Here is a 16,495-nt window from a genome sequence, read left to right as displayed (position 1 = left end):
CCGGGGCCCTTTTTGATAAAAACTTATCTGACATTGAAGAGGAGCTGGCCCTCCAGCTCCTCTTCAGCTTCGTCAAATAGCAGGATCAGCGCACCATAGCGGCGCTTCTGTCCACTTCCCAGATGAATAAACTCAATTTCCAGCGGCAACGGCACCTTCGCCGCGATCAGCACATCCCATAAACTGTCGAGATCGGTAATACCGTGTGGCTCAAGAGCGAAGCGCTCGCTGAACTGACGATAAAAATGCGCCCGATCGACAATCACATTAAAGTCAAAAATCTCTTTTCTCATTAAGGCTGCTCCGCTGAAAAAACTGCCGGACGACGCTCGTCGCCCGTCGGATTACAGTCCGCCGATATGCAGGGCTTTTACCTCAAGGAACTCCTCCAGGCCAAGCACCGACCCTTCACGCCCCAGGCCTGATTCTTTTACACCGCCAAAGGGAGCCAGTTCGGTCGATACTGCACATTCATTAATGCCTACCATGCCGCTTTCCAGCGCCGCCGATACGCGAAATACCCGCTGCAGATCCTGCGTGTAAAAGTATGCAGCCAGACCAAACTCGGTATCGTTGGCACGACGAACCACCTCTTCCTCTTCATTGAAGCGGAAACAGGCGGCGACCGGGCCAAAGGTTTCTTCTTTTGCCAGTTTCATCTTTTCACTGGCATCGGCAATCACCGTAGGCTGCCAGAAGTTTCCGCCCAGCGCGTGCCGGGCACCACCGACCACGATGCGCCCCCCGTTTGCCACCGCATCGTTAACGTGCTCTTCCACCTTTTTCAATGCGGAAGCTTCAATCAATGGCCCGACAACGACACCTTCTTCAGCCCCGTTGCCAACCTTCAGCTTTTTCACTTCCTCGGCCAGCCGTTCCACGAAGCGATCGTAAACACTGTTTTGGATATAGAAGCGGTTGACGCTGACGCAAACCTGGCCGGCGTTGCGGAACTTATTGGCAATCGCCCCCTTCACCGCAGCATCAATATCCGCGTCGTCAAAAACGATATACGGGGCATTACCCCCCAGCTCCATCGACACTTTTTTCATTGTTTCCGCCGCGTTGCGCATCAGCAGCTTGCCGACCTGCGTGGAACCGGTGAAGGAGATTTTTCTCACCTCTTTACTGGCCATAATCACGTCGCTGATGGCGGCGGTATCGCCAGCTACCGCATTAAGTACACCGTCCGGTACACCGGCTTTTTTTGCCAGCGCTAACAGTGCGAATGCTGATAACGGAGTATTGTTGGCCGGCTTGATAATCCCCGTGCAGCCTGCGGCCAGCGCCGGACCCAGCTTGCGGGTCAGCATCGCCATCGGGAAATTCCAGGGGGTAATGGCCGCCACCACGCCGATCGGTTCACGGGTGGCCAGAATGCGCGTTCCGGGCCGGGCAGGTGGAATAATTTCACCATTGGCGCGCTTGGCCTGTTCGGCAAACCACTGAATAAAGCTGGCGGCATACAGCACCTCACCTTCAGCTTCCTTGAGTGGTTTGCCCTGCTCGGCGGTCATCAGCTGCGCCAGCCAGGTTTTATTTTCCAGTATCAGCTTATACCAGCGATAAAGAATTTCCGAGCGCTGACTTGCCGTTTTCGCTCGCCAGGTGGGGAAGGCGGCCGCCGCGGCTGCAATCGCCCGTTCGGTTTCTGCTTTACCGGCTTTAGCAACTTCAGCGATGGTTTCGCCGGTGGCAGGATTGAATACCGGGAACGTGGACTCCGTTCGCAGCCACTCTCCTGCCGCCAGGTATCCGGTCTGGAACAGTTCATTATCCTTAAATGATGAGATCGTCATGATTCCTCCTGTTTTGATTGCCATTATCTCAATAAGTATAGATGGCAAACCCATGCTGTTTTGTGACGGAGTGATATCGGCAGGAGGAAAATGCGGGGTCGGTGCCGGTAGCCTGCGCTACCGGCGGAAGGATCAAATCTGAATCAGGGTGTTTTGGTATTTTTTCAGCATCTGAGCAAGCCGGGCAACCGGTTCGGTCACGCCGATCGGTGCCTCATACAGCGCCAGCTTTTGCTGGTAAATATCAAATTCGGACAGCAGACGGGTGAAATAGTGACGCCGTTTCGCATCAGTACTCGCCGAAATAACACGGTCAGCGGTGTGGCGCAGCTGTTTATGGAAGGCCGACAGATCGTCATTAATCGGAATATCCGCATCGCGCAGCCTTTGATGGCCAATAATCAGCGTCAACGCCAGGCGGAATTTATCAATATCGCCAGGGAAGATATTCAGCAACATAAACAGCTGCTGATACAGCGCGGGTAGATGGTTTTCCCGCCGCCTCGCCGTATTGGTCGTCATCGCTGATACCGCCGCATACATAAAGCGATTCAGCAGCGTGCGGCCTATACGCGCCTTGGAGCTGTCGCGAATAAGCAGAATCACTAACAGCGCCACAAAACAACCAATAGCCTGCCCCAGCGCACCGTCAAGGAAAGTACTGACGTGGAAGGTCATAGGGTTATCCAACGTCAAAATGTTAATTGTGCCGACCAGCGCGCCCAGCGTACCGATTTGACGCCGCTGAATAAAGATACCGGCCACAAATGCCATCACGCCAAGGGCAATACACAGCAACAGCATACTTTGCTGCGTAGCGGGCATGATAACCATGTAGTAGAGCGCTCCGAGCGGAACGGCAAAAATCATCCCGTAAAGAAAATCCTTGGCCATCATTAACGGGTTTGGCATACGCATAGCAAGAGCGGTAATGACCGCCAGCATAATCATCGCCCCGCTGCCAGAGGTCCAGCCGGTCCACAGCCAGAATAATGAGCCCACGGCCGTGGCAACGAAAGTACGAAGACCGTTAATTAACGCATGGCGAGTTTCTGCCGACCGCATTCTGACCACCGGTTCGGCATTCAGCACCTCTTCTTCGATACGGCTGATGCTGCTGTTGGTGTGAATTCCTTTCAGCAGCAGCAAATAGCGGCTGGCCGCAGCGACCCAGCTGCGAATGGTTGCCGGAGTATTTTTGCTGCCGCTGACGGTGATAATCCGGCGCATGATTTTCATCCGCTTATGGATATCTGCCGTACTTTCAACCGGCTTTTCAAACAGCAGTAGAAACTGTGGCGGCACATATTCCGGGCGGGAGTTCTGGATCAGGAACGTTTCGCAGGCCTGGGTAATCAACGTCAGCGAAAGCGTGTTCAGCACCGCCATTCGGCGCTCCACCTTCGGCCATCCGCCCGACTCCATCATCAACAGCGAACGCATTCCTTTCAGAGCCGTGGTACGACGAACCAGTCCAGCCCAGGTTTTATCCACTTCATCCTTGTCGGCATGGGCGACGCAAAGCTGCATCAACCGATACTGTTCCAGCAGAAGTGCATCGGCCTCACGGTCGATATCCTGCTTGATGGATCGCGGCGAAAACAGCATATCGGCGAGAATAGCGCAAACAATACCAATAATGATTTCGCTACAGCGCTCTACGGCAAACTGCGGGGCCAGCAACAGCGAACCACTGGAATCAACGCTCACCACGATAATCAGCGCGGTATAACCGGCCAGGCCTAAGGCGTAGGAGTTCTCAAGCTTGATTAACGATGACAGCCACACGCACACGCCGGCCCACAGACAGCACAGCAGCAGCATCAGAAGCGGCGCGCGGATGGTGGCGATCATGATGGTCAATGCTGCTATACAGCCGAGAAAGGTCCCGACAATACGCAGCATTCCGCGGTAGCGCAGTGCACCGGAGAAGGGATCGCCCCCGGCGGCAAAGGCCGTGCCGCCGGCAACAATAGCGGCGGTCATCACCGACCAGCGCGGAGTTTCAAGATTGAATTCAAAGCCGACAAACAGCGCCAGAATGATGGCAAAAGTCAGCTTGATGGGAAATCGCAGACGATACCACTGCATCATTTACTCCACCTTAGCCAAACTCGCGCAGGCGATGCATCAGTTTCATCAGCGGGGAGATGTCTTTTTCCTGGCGATCCTGCGCACCGGTAACCACAACGGTCGCCGTGGTACCTGACGGGAACAGGTTACCCGGCTGCTTGTCCAGGCGAATACGCACCGGCACACGTTGTGCCAGACGAACCCACTCCAGATTTGAATCGACGGTCGCCATGCCTTTGCTGTCAACGGTACTGCTGCTGTTCGTCACCCCGGCGGCCACGCTATCAACGGAGCCAAGAATGACCTGGTTGCTGCCGAGCGGCGTTATCTCAACACGATATCCAGGACGGATACCATCCAGCTTAGTCTCTTCCATAAAGGCCAGCACATAGAACGAATCCCGCTTGACCAACGCCACTGACGTGGAACCCCGGGTAATAAACTCACCGACATAGACATTCAGGTTGGTGATCCATCCGGCCGACGGTGCCTTCACCACGGTGCGTTCCAGATCCAGCTTCGCCAGATCGCGCGTGGCGATTGACTTCGCCAGCTGATGCTCCGTGGTTTGGTAGTCATTATTGGCCTGATCGATAGCCTCACGCGACATGGCGGAGACGCCTAACCGGTTGCGGCGCGACGCTTCGCGACGTTTTTCATCCAGAATTGCCTGGTAGTAGGCAACATCGGCATCCGCCTCTTCCAGCGCTTTTTGATAACGTGGCTGGTCAATAACGAACAACACCTGGCCTTTCTCAACCAGCTGGTTATCACGCACACGCACATCGGTGATCAGGCCGCTCACATCGGGTGCAATCGCGACCACATCGGCGGTGAACTTAGCATCGCGGGTCCAGGGGGATTCGGTGTAAAACACCCACACGCGGAAAATCAGAACCACCGCGATCGCCACCAAAATCAGGGTGATGGCGAAACGGGAAATTTTTCTTATTAGTGCTTTCACGATGACCTCAGACGAACAAGCGGGATACAAGGTAGAACAGACAGCAGTACAGCGCGGTGTTAAACAGCGCTGGGTGCCAGACCCTATCATAGAGTCCGGTCGGCATAAGCAGGCGGCGAACCAGCCAGAACAGCATCAGTGACACGACAATTTCAAAAAAAATGGGCGGAAAAGAAAGCCCGAAAACCACAATAACAGGAAGCACACTCATCTCTTATCCTTGTAAAAACAGTGCCGGAATACGAAGACGCAATAACGATCTCCCACCTGTTTCAGGGCAGTTTAAAGTTCAGGCTGATGATGGCCACGAAGTCGGGCCCGGATCACAACCGGTACTCACAAAATGGTAGCTTATAAAGTGAGTTTTAAAATAGGGAGTAGGACTTCAGAACGGTAGTCCGGCACTGCTATAGTAACGTGCTTGACTATAAGTTATCTACCAAATGTGATCTAAATCACTTTTAAGCCAGGGTTAATAATGGAAAGACTGAAAGGCATGTCCGTCTTCGCCAAAGTGGTGGAGCTGAGGTCGTTCACTGCCGCAGCACAGCAGCTACAGCTCAGCGTTTCTGCGGTCAGCCAGATCGTCACCCGGCTGGAAGATGAGCTACAGGTTAAATTACTGAATCGCAGCACGCGCAGTATCGGGTTGACCGAGGCAGGAAAGATCTATTTTCAGGGATGCCGGAGAATGCTTTCTGAGGTTCAACAGGTTCATGAACAGCTGTGGGCATTTAATAATACGCCAATCGGTACCCTGCGCATCGGCAGTTCTTCGACCATGTCGCAAAACCTGCTGGCCCCGATGACCGTAGAGATGCTGAAGGAGTATCCCGGGCTGATCATTAACCTGGTCACCGGGATTCCCGCCCCCGACCTGATTGCAGATGGCCTGGATCTGGTCCTGCGCGTGGGCGCTCTTCAGGATTCAGGGCTGTTTTCCAAACGTCTGGGATCGATGCCGATGGTAGTCTGTGCGGCAAAAAGCTATCTGGCACAGCACGGTACGCCACAAAATCCCACTGATATCAGTAACTTTTCCTGGCTTGAATACAGCGTGCGGACAGACAACGACTTTGAACTGACTTCGCCGGAAGGCAAGTCAGTTCGATTATCGCCGCAGGGGCGTTTTGCCACCAATGATGCCCAAACGTTAATCCGCTGGCTGAAAGCCGGGACTGGTATCGCCTATGTGCCGTTGATGTGGGTGATAGAAGAGATTAACGCCGGTGAGGTAGAGATCCTGTTTACCCACTATCATTCGATGCCGCGCCCGGTCTATGCGCTTTATACACAAAAAGACAAGCTGCCGCTGAAAGTTCAGGTGTGTATTAACTACCTTATCAGTTATTTCGATAAGGTGGATGAGATCTACCGGGAATTCCGCAAGCTCTAGCGTGAAGATATAAAAAAATAGGGCAACCGACTGTGCGATCGCCCGATATAAAACCGATGCTGTGTGACGTCAGCCCGGCGGCGGGTTACGCCGTGCCGCCTACCGTGATTTTATCCAGTTTCAGCGTTGGCTGGCCAACGCCGACCGGCAGGCTCTGCCCTTCTTTACCGCAGACGCCAACGCCTTTATCCAGCGCCAGATCGTTACCGACCATAGAGATCTGCTGCATCGCCTCAATGCCCGAACCGATCAGGGTTGCACCCTTCACCGGCTTAGTCACTTTGCCGTTCTCAATCAGATAGGCTTCCGAAGTGGAGAACACAAACTTACCGGAGGTGATATCAACCTGACCGCCGCCAAAGTTCGGCGCATACAGGCCATACTCAACGCTGGTGATAATGTCTGCCGGGGTAGATTTACCCGCCAGCATATAGGTGTTGGTCATCCGCGGCATCGGCAGGTGCGCATAGGACTCACGGCGTCCGTTGCCGGTTGGCTTAACGCCCATCAGGCGCGCGTTGAGTTTGTCCTGCATATAGCCTTTCAGAATACCGTTTTCAATCAGTACGTTGTACTGGCCCGAAACACCTTCATCATCAATGGTCAGTGAACCACGCAGCCCTTCAATAGTACCGTCATCCACTACGGTACAGAGCTCAGACGCGACCAGTTCACCCATTTGACCGCTGAATACCGAGGTGCCACGGCGGTTGAAGTCGCCTTCCAGACCGTGACCAACGGCTTCATGAAGCAGCACACCCGGCCAGCCGGCACCCAGTACCACCGGTACAGAACCTGCGGGAGCTGCCACGGCATTCAGATTTACCAGCGCCATACGGACCGCTTCACGCGCCCAGGCATCGGCACGAACTTCACCGTCTTCGTTGGCCAGGAAAAACTCATAGCCGTGACGACCGCCGCCGCCGCTGGAACCACGCTCACGTTTGCCGTTATCCTCAACCTGTACGCTGACGGACAAACGAACCAGCGGACGGACATCCGCCGCAAGTGTACCGTCAGTAGCCGCCACCAGTACCAGTTCGTAGACGCCGGTCAGGCTGGCAGAAACTTCCTGCACGCGCTTGTCGGCAGCACGGGCGGCGCTATCAACGCGATGCAGCAGGGCAATTTTTTCTTCGCGGGTCAGGCTTTGCAGCGGATCGAGCGCCGGATAGAGTGGGCGATGCAGCACCGCACCCAGAGTGTGCGACTGGCCGTTGCCCTGTTCACGCACGATGCTTCTGGCCGCCGTTGCGCTCTGGTGCAGCGCATTCAAGGTGACCTGATCGGCATAGGCAAAACCGGTTTTCTCGCCGCTTACCGCGCGCACACCCACACCCTGATCGATATTGTAGGAACCATCTTTAATGATGCGATCTTCCAGCACCCAGGATTCATGGTAACTGGACTGGAAGTAGAGGTCGGCATAATCCAGCTTGCGTTCGGACAGCTGGCCGAGAATGGCAAACAGATCGTTATGACTAATGTTATTGGCAGCCAGTAGCTGCTCACTCACCAAATTCAGACTCATGAATTCTCACTCAGTATGGAGCCAGCTGCGACTGGCCCTCAATATTCATTTAGGTTCGCTATGTTTACAGCGTGAGGCAATTCCAAAGCCACGTCAAATTCACTTATCGTCGTTTTCCCGCGGCTTACGCAGTACCTCATTGATTTCGGGCTTATCAATTGGCCCGGTGATGTGATAGCGCAATACTGAAATTTTATTCCACAGCGGCCCCAGTACCTTGCTGGCGGCAAATACGGCAGCACCGACCACCGGGTTGACGACAAACGCCACGCCAACCCCGACCGTCGTTGAAATCTCCGGCGCGACCACCGCTTCCATATCAATCTGCCGTCTTACCAGATCCATTTTGCCTTTCATCGCGATGTCCGCTTCCAGGCCATCCACCAGCAGGTTATCCGTGTGCATTACGCCATTTTCAATCCACGCGGTGCCGTTAATCGAATCAAACCAGAAGCCCTGGCCAAAGGTGTCGCTGAAATCAAAGCGCAGCTTGCGAATCAGCGCATCGAAGCTGACCAGGCGCAGCAGCTGACCGGCACGCCCGGTGGAGACGTCGGTGATCTGCCCCGCGCCGAGGTGCGATTTCAGCACGCCGCTCAGCGTTTCCTCCGAAGGCTGCCACGGTGCAGAACGCCAGTGCAGATCGTAGTCAACGTTGAACGGTGCATCGCGCAGCGGACTGCTGATGCCAAACCAGTTAGTCGCCTCGTTGATTTTTTTGCCGCTCAGGACACCTTTCAATGAGGTGCGCTGACCATCCGGGCGGTTTACCCATTCACCGTTAACCGTCAGGCGTGCGTTACCGCTGTCAATCAGCCCGTTTTCCAGCTTCAGCGTGTCACCCGTCGGAGTCAGGGAGGCCTGCATGCGGCCAAATTTTTGCCCGCGCAGCCAGCACTCGGTGCAGTTGAGATTCAGTGCTGGCCAGCGGCTGAAGTTGATGCTGGAAGCATCAGCAGGAAGCGGAGCACCGCCGCCCGAGGTCTGCCACTGCGGGTTGTAATAGAGATATTTGAGCTGAGCTACCCAGGGAGTCGAGCGCTTCATCAGTAGTGTCCCCTCCACTTCTTTCCCCTTCGCCGCCACCGTCGTGTCGCCAGAAACATCCTGACTTAGCGTGAGGTTAAGATCCTGCCATCGCTGGCCCGCCAGCGTCAGAGCGGGGGTATGCAACCGGATGTCGCCCGGTAACGCGCTGCTGCCCGCTTTGTCGTTTTCAGAACCAGCAGCGGCCATAAGCCCCATCCACGCGCTACCGTCAAGCGGCGGCAGATTTAGCACCACCCCCTGAGTCTCCGGCAGCGGCGGCGTGCGTTTCGCGTCGTTCTCCCAAATACCGCGATCGATGCGCAGCTGTTTACCCAGCAGCCAGCGGCTGTTAAAACGATGACTGCTGCCGACCGAACCACTGAGATCGAAGCTGTTGAGGTTGCCTTTAGCCGTTAGTTTAACCGGCATATTCGCGGGTTTGCTAAGATCTAATGGCGCAGGTAAGTGACTGCTTACATTTTTCAGTTCACTGTCGATATCAACCTGATAATTTGCACCACCGCCGTGCGGTAGAGTAATTTGAACTTTCCCCTTCCACGGCAGATTTCCCGCCAGCTGCGACCTTACCGCTGGCGGTATCGCAGTGACCTCACCTGGCTGCCAGTCCGCCCGCAGATCTACGCCAATCTGATAGTCTTTCTCACCTTCCTGCGTGTTAAAACTGACCGCAAGCGGCTGACCAAACCAGCGTGCATGCATCAGGTCGCTTTTCAAATCGCCGTTATCGTAGGTGAGTCGCCCGGAAAGCTGTTCGAAGGTGGTTTCCAGCGGTTTGATATACAGAGAGTTGTTCTTAAAGTTAACATCGCCGGTAGCGCGCACCTGCTGGCCATCCAGCGGGATATCAATATGTAAGTTACCACTCACATTTCCGCCAACCTGTAGTTCATCCAGTGCAGCACCCAGCGAAGGCTTCAACGGCGAATCGTTGAAATAGTCGCGAACCTGGTCACCGCCGCCGCTAATTTCACCGTCAATCAGCAGTTTCTCTTCCAGATAATCAGGGATGACCGCCGAGATGTTACGCCCCTGTACCTCACCCAGCTTTGTTTCTTCCGCCTTCATCCACAGGCCGTTATTCACAAAGTCGAGATCGATCGCCAGGTTTTCCAGCAGCGGCCAGCCGGGCTCAAACTCGTAGGTGGCTTTTCGCAGCGGCACCGCGACTTCAAACATGCCTTCGTTGTGCTTAAACGGGAACTGATGCGGGTCGCCGGCAAAGATCAGCGTGGCGTTATCCACCTGTCCGCCTTTCAGCGCGCCGCTAAGGTAGTTGGTCAGTGACGTGCCCATCAGCGGTTCCGGGAAATAGCGCCAGGCATCGGCGGCGTCCGTCAGTTTGATACCGGCCAGGATGTCCAGACGTGGGGGCTGACCTTGATGCTGCTGGTAATGGAAATCACCACGGGACCAGAGTGAACGGGCCTGTACGTCAAGCTGCTCGCCGGACAGCGTCAATCCGTCAGCATTATGTTGCCAGTTCAGCGCACCGGAAGCCCGGTTAATTTCCAACGGGGCACGGAACATATCGCCATAGGGTATTGTCGCCTGCTGCACGGAAAACGCCAGCTGACCGTCCGCCGCGCTGCCGGAAAGCGAACCGTTAAGGTGCTCCATGCCCGGCAGCAGCTTCCACTGCTGCCAGCTGAGATTTTGCCAGCGGGCCTGAAAACGTGTCAGTTCGGGCTGGTTCAGCGGAACATCGGCGGCCAGCGACTGTATCTCACCGCGCGGCTGCAGCGCACGCCAGTTTTCCAGCAGCTCCGGCGACAGTTTGGCGAATAGCGGAATCAGCGGGTCGAGTGAACCTAAGTCCAGATGCGTGGCGCGCACGCGCATTTCCGCCTGCTTATCAGGCCCCGGCAGTTCGCCGCTTTGCGGCAGCCAGAGCATGGAAAGCTGGCCCTTTGGCCACGGATTGTCGTCGGTGATAAAGCGCGTTTGCGGGATGTTAAGCAGCCAGCCGCGGTTAAAGCGGCTGATATGCGCAGTCAGGTTATCCACGCGCAGGTGATGCGGCCGATCGGAACCCTCCCACTTTGCTCCGCCTCGCTTCAGCCAGACATCGCCACCCCAGACCTCACCGTTTTTCACTTCCATCCAGGCGGCAAGGCTGAATTTTGCGCTTTCGAGGCTGGTATTGTCGCGCATCCACTGCCCCAGCCACGGCTTCACATCCACATCATCAGCCTGCATCCACACGCGGCCGGTATCCAGATAACCGTTGCTGTCACTCAGATCGAGGCGAACCTGCACCACGCCGTGCTGGCCGGTAAAGCTGGAGAGGCTGACCAATCCCTCGGCCCGGTGACGGTTACTTTCGTTCAGCCAGGTGAGCTGAGGCATCGCCAGTTTGGCGCGCTGGCCGGAAGGGGTAACGAAGCTGATTTCACTGTCGCGCAGGTCGAAGTGATCGAACTGCCGCAGGAACAGGTTATTGAGGCGATCGGCCTGCAGATCGGTTTGGCTGCCACTACCGGAGAGCGGGGTATTGGTGATCAGATTAAGCTGCCAGAAGGTCAGATCGCGAAACTGCCAGCGCAAATGCAGCAGCGATTGCCAGACGTCCAGCGCCAGGGTAACGCGCTGAATGCTGACGCTGCCGCCGTCAGACAGCGCTGCCTGAATATCTTTGATTTCCAGCCGCGGGCCGAAAGATTCCCAGTTACCAGCCAGTGAACTGACCGTCACCTTACCGCCCACCGCGGCCGATACGCGCTCCAGAATCGGCTCACGCCAGGTATTCATATGCGGCATCACCAGGCGTAAGCCACTGACTAGCAGCGCAATAACCACAACTAACGTTGCGCCAGCCAGTAGCAAAATCCTCGGCAGTTGCCTCACATGCCTCTCCTTGTTTCGTTCCGGGGTAACAGTTTTTACTCTACATCATCACTACGTCAAACTGTTCCTGCGTATAGAGAGGCTCAATCTGTACTTTAACCTGTTTTCCGACGAAGATTTCTACTTCTGCCAGCGCATGGGATTCATCGCTCTTCAGTGCCTCACCGACCGCAGGAGAAACATAGACGAGGAATCGGTCGGAATCATAAGCATGATGTACGCGAACGATCTCACGCATGATTTCGTAACACACGGTTTCTACCGTTTTAAGCGTACCGCGCCCTTTACATACCGGGCAGTCCTGGCACAGCACGTGTTCAATGCTTTCGCGGGTACGTTTACGTGTCATTTCCACCAGGCCAAGCTGAGAGAAACCGTTAATACCGGTCTTCACCCGGTCTTTGCTCAGCGCCTGCTCCAGCGAGTGCAGCACCCGACGGCGGTGGTCTTCATTACTCATATCGATAAAGTCGATAATAATAATGCCGCCGAGATTACGCAGCCGCAGCTGCCGGGCGATGGCCTGTGTGGCCTCGATATTCGTATTGAAGATGGTCTCTTCAAGATTACGATGGCCAACGAACGCACCGGTATTAATGTCGATGGTGGTCATCGCCTCGGTCTGATCGATAATCAGGTATCCGCCGGATTTCAGCTCTACTTTGCGATCCAGCGAACGTTGAATTTCGTTTTCCACGTCGAACAGATCGAAAATCGGCTGTTTACCGGTATACAGCTCCAGCTTGGCGGTCATTTCCGGGATATATTCGCTGGTGAATTCCACCAGATGTTCGAAAGTCTGACGCGAATCGATACGAATGCGATCCAGCGCCGCACCGGCAAAGTCACGCAGGATACGCTGTGAAAGAGCGACTTCGCCGTACAGGCGATAGCGGGTTTGATTACGCTTTTTGCGCTCAATCACCTTGGTCCACAGGCGCTTCAGGAACGCAGCATCCGAGGCCAGCTCTTCTTCACCCACGCCTTCCGCAGCGGTACGAATAATATAGCCGCCCAGCTCATCGCAGTAGCCTGAAACCACCGCTTTCAGGCGATCGCGCTCGGCTTCGCTGTCAATGCGCTGTGAAACGCCCACGTGTGAAGCTCCCGGCATAAAGACCAGATAGCGTGATGGCAGAGTAATATCGGTGGTCAGACGCGCGCCCTTGGTACCCAGCGGATCTTTCACCACCTGCACCATCAGATCTTGCCCCTGACGAACCAGCTCGGAGATATCCCGCACCGAAAAGTTTTTCTGTTCATCACCGGCGACGCATTCAGTGTGCGGCATGATGTCGGAAGCGTGAAGAAAAGCCGCTTTCTCCAGGCCGATATCAACAAACGCCGCCTGCATCCCAGGCAGAACGCGGCTGACGCGGCCTTTGTAAATATTACCGACGATGCCTCGGCGCGCTTCGCGCTCGATATGAATTTCCTGCAAAATGCCACCGTCGATATAGGCAACGCGGGTTTCCGACGGCGTAATATTAACCAGCAACTCAGCTGTCATATTGTCCTCTCACTTCACGCAGCGCCAGAAAGCTGCTGAACAGCTCGGCGGTTTCAACCAGCGGCAATCCCACCACTGCGTAATAGCTTCCGTTAATTTTTCTGACAAAGTTTCCACCCAGTCCCTGAATACCATACGCGCCGGCTTTGTCCATCGGTTCACCGCTGGCGATATAGTTCCTGATATCTTCTGGTGTCAGTGAGCGAAACGTCACATCGGTGACAACGAGACAATCAAGCGACCGCTTGCGGTCGGCAAACGCTACGGCAGTCATCACCTGGTGAGTCTGGCCGGAGAGCTTTGCCAGCATCACGGCTGCGGCATCTGCATCGGCTGGTTTTTCCAGCACTTCATTATGTAATACGACAATGGTATCGGCCCCCAGTACGGGCAGATCCTGGCGGGCAGCGGCCACGCCGGCCTGCGCTTTTTCCAGCGCCAGCCTGCGGACGTAGTGTTCTGCCTGTTCGCCGTCGCGACGCTGCTCTTCTACCTGAGTAGAAATACGTTCGAATGACAAACCAAGCTGAGTCAGTAGCTCACGACGACGGGGAGAACCAGAAGCCAGATACAGGGATACCATAATTGTCCTTTATTGTACGGCGAACTGGCGGCGAATTTTTCTCATCAGTAAGAACAACCAGGGCCAGAGGATGCCGTCGATGACGCTGCTCCAGAAAATTTCTGGTCTGAACGAAACGTTGATCACCAGGAACTCTGCCCAGAAGACGATCACATCCATCGCCAGCGACAGCACCATCACCATCAGTGCCTGCTGCCACAGCGCCAGATTACGGAACAGCTGGAATTTAAACGCCACCAGATAAGCGATAATGCTCAATGCCAACGCACGCACGCCCAGCGTTGAACCAGAGATGAGGTCCATTATAGATCCCATCACGAATCCTGTACCGACATTTACCCGATGCGGCAGCGCCAGCACCCAGTAAATCAAGATCAGCAGCAGCCAGGATGGCCGGAACATATAAATCTGTTCCGGCCAGGGCATGATTTGCAATACCAACGCGACGAGAAATGAGAGCCAGATGACCCAGCGACCATGACTGCGATAGCTACTCAAGGCTGACCTCCACGCAACGGAGACTGGCGACGAGCCGGCGCGGCTTCAGCTGGCGCGGGGGACGTCACGGCAGCCGTGCCGGGCGCGGTGCTACCACTTTCGCTGGCGGCAGGCGGTGCAGGAGGCCCCATTTCGCTCACCGGCGGCAGCACCTGAGGCATCATCTGCATCAGACGCTCGTTTGCCACGCGGTGAACTTCATCAGGCGCCATTGGCATGGTGCCATTTCGATCGGCTCCCCACAGCAGCAGCAGATAGCGCAGACGCTGAAGGCCGGCGGTCGGACGAGCCTGAATGACCGTGTAGGCACGCTGCGTATCCACTTTCACCGACGACACGACGCCGACGGGATAGCCTTCAGGGAAGCGCCCACCGAGACCCGACGTCACCAGCACGTCGCCAACCCGAATATCGGTATTGCCCGGCAGATGCTCAAGCTGCAAATCTTCCGTGCAGCCATTGCCGGCCGCGATCACGCGGATATCGTTGCGCAGTACCTGGATTGGCAGCGCGTGTGAGGCATCGCAAATCAGCAGCACGCGGCTGGTGATTTTGCCAACGGCAACCACCTGCCCAACCACGCCTTTATCACTAATTACCGGCTGTCCTTCGTAAACACCGTTTACGCTGCCTTTATCAATCACTACCTGATCGGTATAGGGATCGCTGCCGGTGGAGATAACCTGAGTGACCATTTTGTGTTCGTCCTGACGCAGCGGCGAACCCAGCAGCTCGCGCAGGCGGGCGTTTTCCTGCTTGAATTGACCGAGCATCAGCAATTCACTGTTCTTCAGGATCAGTTCACGGCGTAAGGCTTTATTTTCCAGCTCAAGCTGCTGGCGGGAGGCCAATGTTTCAGAAACATCGTCCAGAATTTGACGCGGCCCATTGGCCAAAAAGTAGAATGGACTAACGGCGGTATCCATATAGGTACGTATTTGGGTGAAAGACCCCATACGACTATCGGCAACAATCACGCCTATTGCCACTATAACCGCTAAAAATAAGCGTAACTGCAGGGAAGGCCCCCTGCTGAACATCGGCTTCATAAAATCGGCGTTTTCCTCGACAACATGTAAAAGGAGTGCGGGCAGCGTCCCGTCACTCCCTTCAGGCAAATTATTCTTCGCTGAACAAATCGCCGCCGTGCATGTCAATCATTTCCAACGCTTTACCACCACCGCGTGCTACGCAGGTCAGCGGATCTTCTGCAACGACCACCGGAATACCGGTCTCTTCCATAAGCAGGCGGTCCAGGTTACGCAGCAGCGCACCACCACCGGTCAGTACCATGCCACGTTCGGAGATGTCAGATGCCAGCTCTGGCGGGCACTGTTCCAGGGCAACCATGACGGCGCTCACGATACCGGTCAAAGGCTCCTGAAGTGCTTCCAGGATCTCGTTAGAGTTCAGCGTGAAACCACGTGGAACCCCTTCGGCCAGGTTACGACCACGCACTTCCATCTCATGCACTTCATCACCCGGATATGCCGAGCCGATACCATGCTTGATGCGTTCTGCGGTCGCTTCACCGATCAGTGAACCGTAGTTACGACGCACATAATTAATGATGGCTTCATCGAAGCGGTCACCACCAATACGTACGGAAGAGGAATAAACCACGCCGTTGAGGGAAATCACGGCAACTTCTGTTGTACCGCCACCAATATCCACAACCATTGAACCGGTCGCTTCAGATACCGGCAGGCCAGCACCGATTGCCGCCGCCATCGGTTCCTCAATCAGGAACACTTCGCGCGCACCTGCCCCCTGGGCAGACTCACGAATAGCACGGCGCTCAACCTGCGTTGCACCAACCGGCACACACACCAGCACGCGCGGACTTGGGCGCATGAAGCTGTTGCTGTGTACCTGTTTAATAAAGTGTTGCAGCATCTTTTCAGTCACGAAGAAATCAGCGATAACGCCATCTTTCATTGGACGAATAGCCGCGATATTGCCGGGCGTACGCCCCAGCATTTGTTTTGCGTCATGACCTACTGCCGCCACGCTCTTAGGAGAACCGGCACGATCCTGACGAATAGCAACGACGGAAGGCTCATTAAGAACAATGCCCTGTCCTTTCACGTAGATCAGGGTATTGGCGGTACCCAGGTCGATGGACAAGTCGTTGGAAAACATGCCACGAAATTTTTTAAACATACTAAAGGATAATCCTGCAAGCTGGGAGCGGAAAATAAAATCCGCTTACTTTACCAACCACACGAAGCAGCGACAAGGCGCAAA

At 55.2% G+C, this 16,495-nt stretch carries 13 protein-coding genes; 1 reads left to right on the top strand and 12 read right to left on the bottom strand.

All coding sequences use genetic code 11. The features are described 5' to 3' along the window. Nucleotides 1-23: 23 nt before the first annotated feature. From AC07U6_RS13555 to aaeX, 5 genes are all read right to left on the bottom strand, one after another. A complete protein-coding gene (locus AC07U6_RS13555; RefSeq protein WP_494761353.1) occupies nucleotides 24-293 on the bottom strand; it encodes a barstar family protein in 270 nt (89 codons plus the stop codon). 51 nt (nucleotides 294-344) lie between these two features. Further along, nucleotides 345-1,799 carry an NAD-dependent succinate-semialdehyde dehydrogenase gene (locus tag AC07U6_RS13550; protein ID WP_494761352.1) on the bottom strand — a complete coding sequence of 485 codons (1,455 nt, stop codon included), beginning with the start codon at nucleotides 1,797-1,799 and terminating at the stop codon, nucleotides 345-347. A 132-nt stretch (nucleotides 1,800-1,931) separates the two neighbouring features. Further along, nucleotides 1,932-3,890 carry a p-hydroxybenzoic acid efflux pump subunit AaeB gene (gene aaeB / locus AC07U6_RS13545; RefSeq protein WP_494764418.1) on the bottom strand — a complete coding sequence of 653 codons (1,959 nt, stop codon included), beginning with the start codon at nucleotides 3,888-3,890 and terminating at the stop codon, nucleotides 1,932-1,934. 13 nt (nucleotides 3,891-3,903) lie between these two features. After that, a complete protein-coding gene (gene aaeA / locus AC07U6_RS13540) occupies nucleotides 3,904-4,836 on the bottom strand; it encodes a p-hydroxybenzoic acid efflux pump subunit AaeA (protein WP_494761351.1) in 933 nt (310 codons plus the stop codon). A 7-nt stretch (nucleotides 4,837-4,843) separates the two neighbouring features. Then, complete coding sequence (aaeX, locus tag AC07U6_RS13535; RefSeq protein WP_105592894.1) at nucleotides 4,844-5,047, bottom strand: p-hydroxybenzoic acid efflux pump operon protein AaeX; 204 nt, start codon at nucleotides 5,045-5,047, stop codon at nucleotides 4,844-4,846. Nucleotides 5,048-5,314: 267 nt separating this feature from the next. Between aaeX and aaeR the strand changes: the two genes are divergently transcribed. Then, nucleotides 5,315-6,232, top strand: a complete 918-nt coding sequence (gene aaeR, locus AC07U6_RS13530; RefSeq protein WP_494761350.1) for an HTH-type transcriptional activator AaeR — start codon at nucleotides 5,315-5,317, stop codon at nucleotides 6,230-6,232. Between the two features lie 85 nt (nucleotides 6,233-6,317). On the opposite strand, the gene tldD is transcribed toward aaeR, so the two are convergent. The 7 genes from tldD to mreB form a co-directional block, all read right to left on the bottom strand. Then, a complete protein-coding gene (gene tldD / locus AC07U6_RS13525) occupies nucleotides 6,318-7,763 on the bottom strand; it encodes a metalloprotease TldD (protein ID WP_494761349.1) in 1,446 nt (481 codons plus the stop codon). A 99-nt stretch (nucleotides 7,764-7,862) separates the two neighbouring features. Continuing rightward, nucleotides 7,863-11,657, bottom strand: coding sequence for an AsmA2 domain-containing protein YhdP (gene yhdP, locus AC07U6_RS13520; protein WP_494761348.1), 3,795 nt, complete (start codon nucleotides 11,655-11,657; stop codon nucleotides 7,863-7,865). A 40-nt stretch (nucleotides 11,658-11,697) separates the two neighbouring features. After that, nucleotides 11,698-13,167, bottom strand: coding sequence for a ribonuclease G (gene rng / locus AC07U6_RS13515; protein WP_494761347.1), 1,470 nt, complete (start codon nucleotides 13,165-13,167; stop codon nucleotides 11,698-11,700). Next, nucleotides 13,157-13,750, bottom strand: a complete 594-nt coding sequence (locus tag AC07U6_RS13510; RefSeq protein WP_494761346.1) for a Maf family protein — start codon at nucleotides 13,748-13,750, stop codon at nucleotides 13,157-13,159. Before AC07U6_RS13510 ends, rng begins: the two co-directional genes overlap by 11 nt. A gap of 9 nt (nucleotides 13,751-13,759) precedes the next feature. Continuing rightward, complete coding sequence (gene mreD, locus AC07U6_RS13505) at nucleotides 13,760-14,248, bottom strand: rod shape-determining protein MreD (protein ID WP_105592888.1); 489 nt, start codon at nucleotides 14,246-14,248, stop codon at nucleotides 13,760-13,762. Next, nucleotides 14,245-15,297 (bottom strand): rod shape-determining protein MreC, encoded by a 1,053-nt coding sequence (gene mreC, locus AC07U6_RS13500; RefSeq protein WP_494761345.1) that lies wholly within the window; start codon nucleotides 15,295-15,297, stop codon nucleotides 14,245-14,247. Before mreC ends, mreD begins: the two co-directional genes overlap by 4 nt. 70 nt (nucleotides 15,298-15,367) lie before the next feature. Continuing rightward, nucleotides 15,368-16,411 carry a rod shape-determining protein MreB gene (mreB, locus tag AC07U6_RS13495; RefSeq protein ID WP_105592886.1) on the bottom strand — a complete coding sequence of 348 codons (1,044 nt, stop codon included), beginning with the start codon at nucleotides 16,409-16,411 and terminating at the stop codon, nucleotides 15,368-15,370. Nucleotides 16,412-16,495 lie beyond the last annotated feature (84 nt).

The sequence above is a fragment of the Erwinia sp. GW821-FHT03D09 genome (assembly GCF_059420805.1).
The sequence above is the reverse complement of the archived record's forward strand: the minus strand, read 5'-3'. Positions and strand labels throughout refer to the sequence as shown.

What these genes read in the sequence shown, in the direction of transcription:
- AC07U6_RS13555 (WP_494761353.1), bottom strand. Translation starts at nt 293, where the DNA reads ATGAGAAAAGAGATTTTTGACTTTAATGTGATTGTCGATCGGGCGCAT.
- AC07U6_RS13550 (WP_494761352.1), bottom strand. Translation starts at nt 1,799, where the DNA reads ATGACGATCTCATCATTTAAGGATAATGAACTGTTCCAGACCGGATAC.
- aaeB (WP_494764418.1), bottom strand. Translation starts at nt 3,890, where the DNA reads ATGCAGTGGTATCGTCTGCGATTTCCCATCAAGCTGACTTTTGCCATC.
- aaeX (WP_105592894.1), bottom strand. Translation starts at nt 5,047, where the DNA reads ATGAGTGTGCTTCCTGTTATTGTGGTTTTCGGGCTTTCTTTTCCGCCC.
- aaeR (WP_494761350.1), top strand. Translation starts at nt 5,315, where the DNA reads ATGGAAAGACTGAAAGGCATGTCCGTCTTCGCCAAAGTGGTGGAGCTG.
- tldD (WP_494761349.1), bottom strand. Translation starts at nt 7,763, where the DNA reads ATGAGTCTGAATTTGGTGAGTGAGCAGCTACTGGCTGCCAATAACATT.
- rng (WP_494761347.1), bottom strand. Translation starts at nt 13,167, where the DNA reads ATGACAGCTGAGTTGCTGGTTAATATTACGCCGTCGGAAACCCGCGTT.
- AC07U6_RS13510 (WP_494761346.1), bottom strand. Translation starts at nt 13,750, where the DNA reads ATGGTATCCCTGTATCTGGCTTCTGGTTCTCCCCGTCGTCGTGAGCTA.
- mreC (WP_494761345.1), bottom strand. Translation starts at nt 15,297, where the DNA reads ATGAAGCCGATGTTCAGCAGGGGGCCTTCCCTGCAGTTACGCTTATTT.
- mreB (WP_105592886.1), bottom strand. Translation starts at nt 16,411, where the DNA reads ATGTTTAAAAAATTTCGTGGCATGTTTTCCAACGACTTGTCCATCGAC.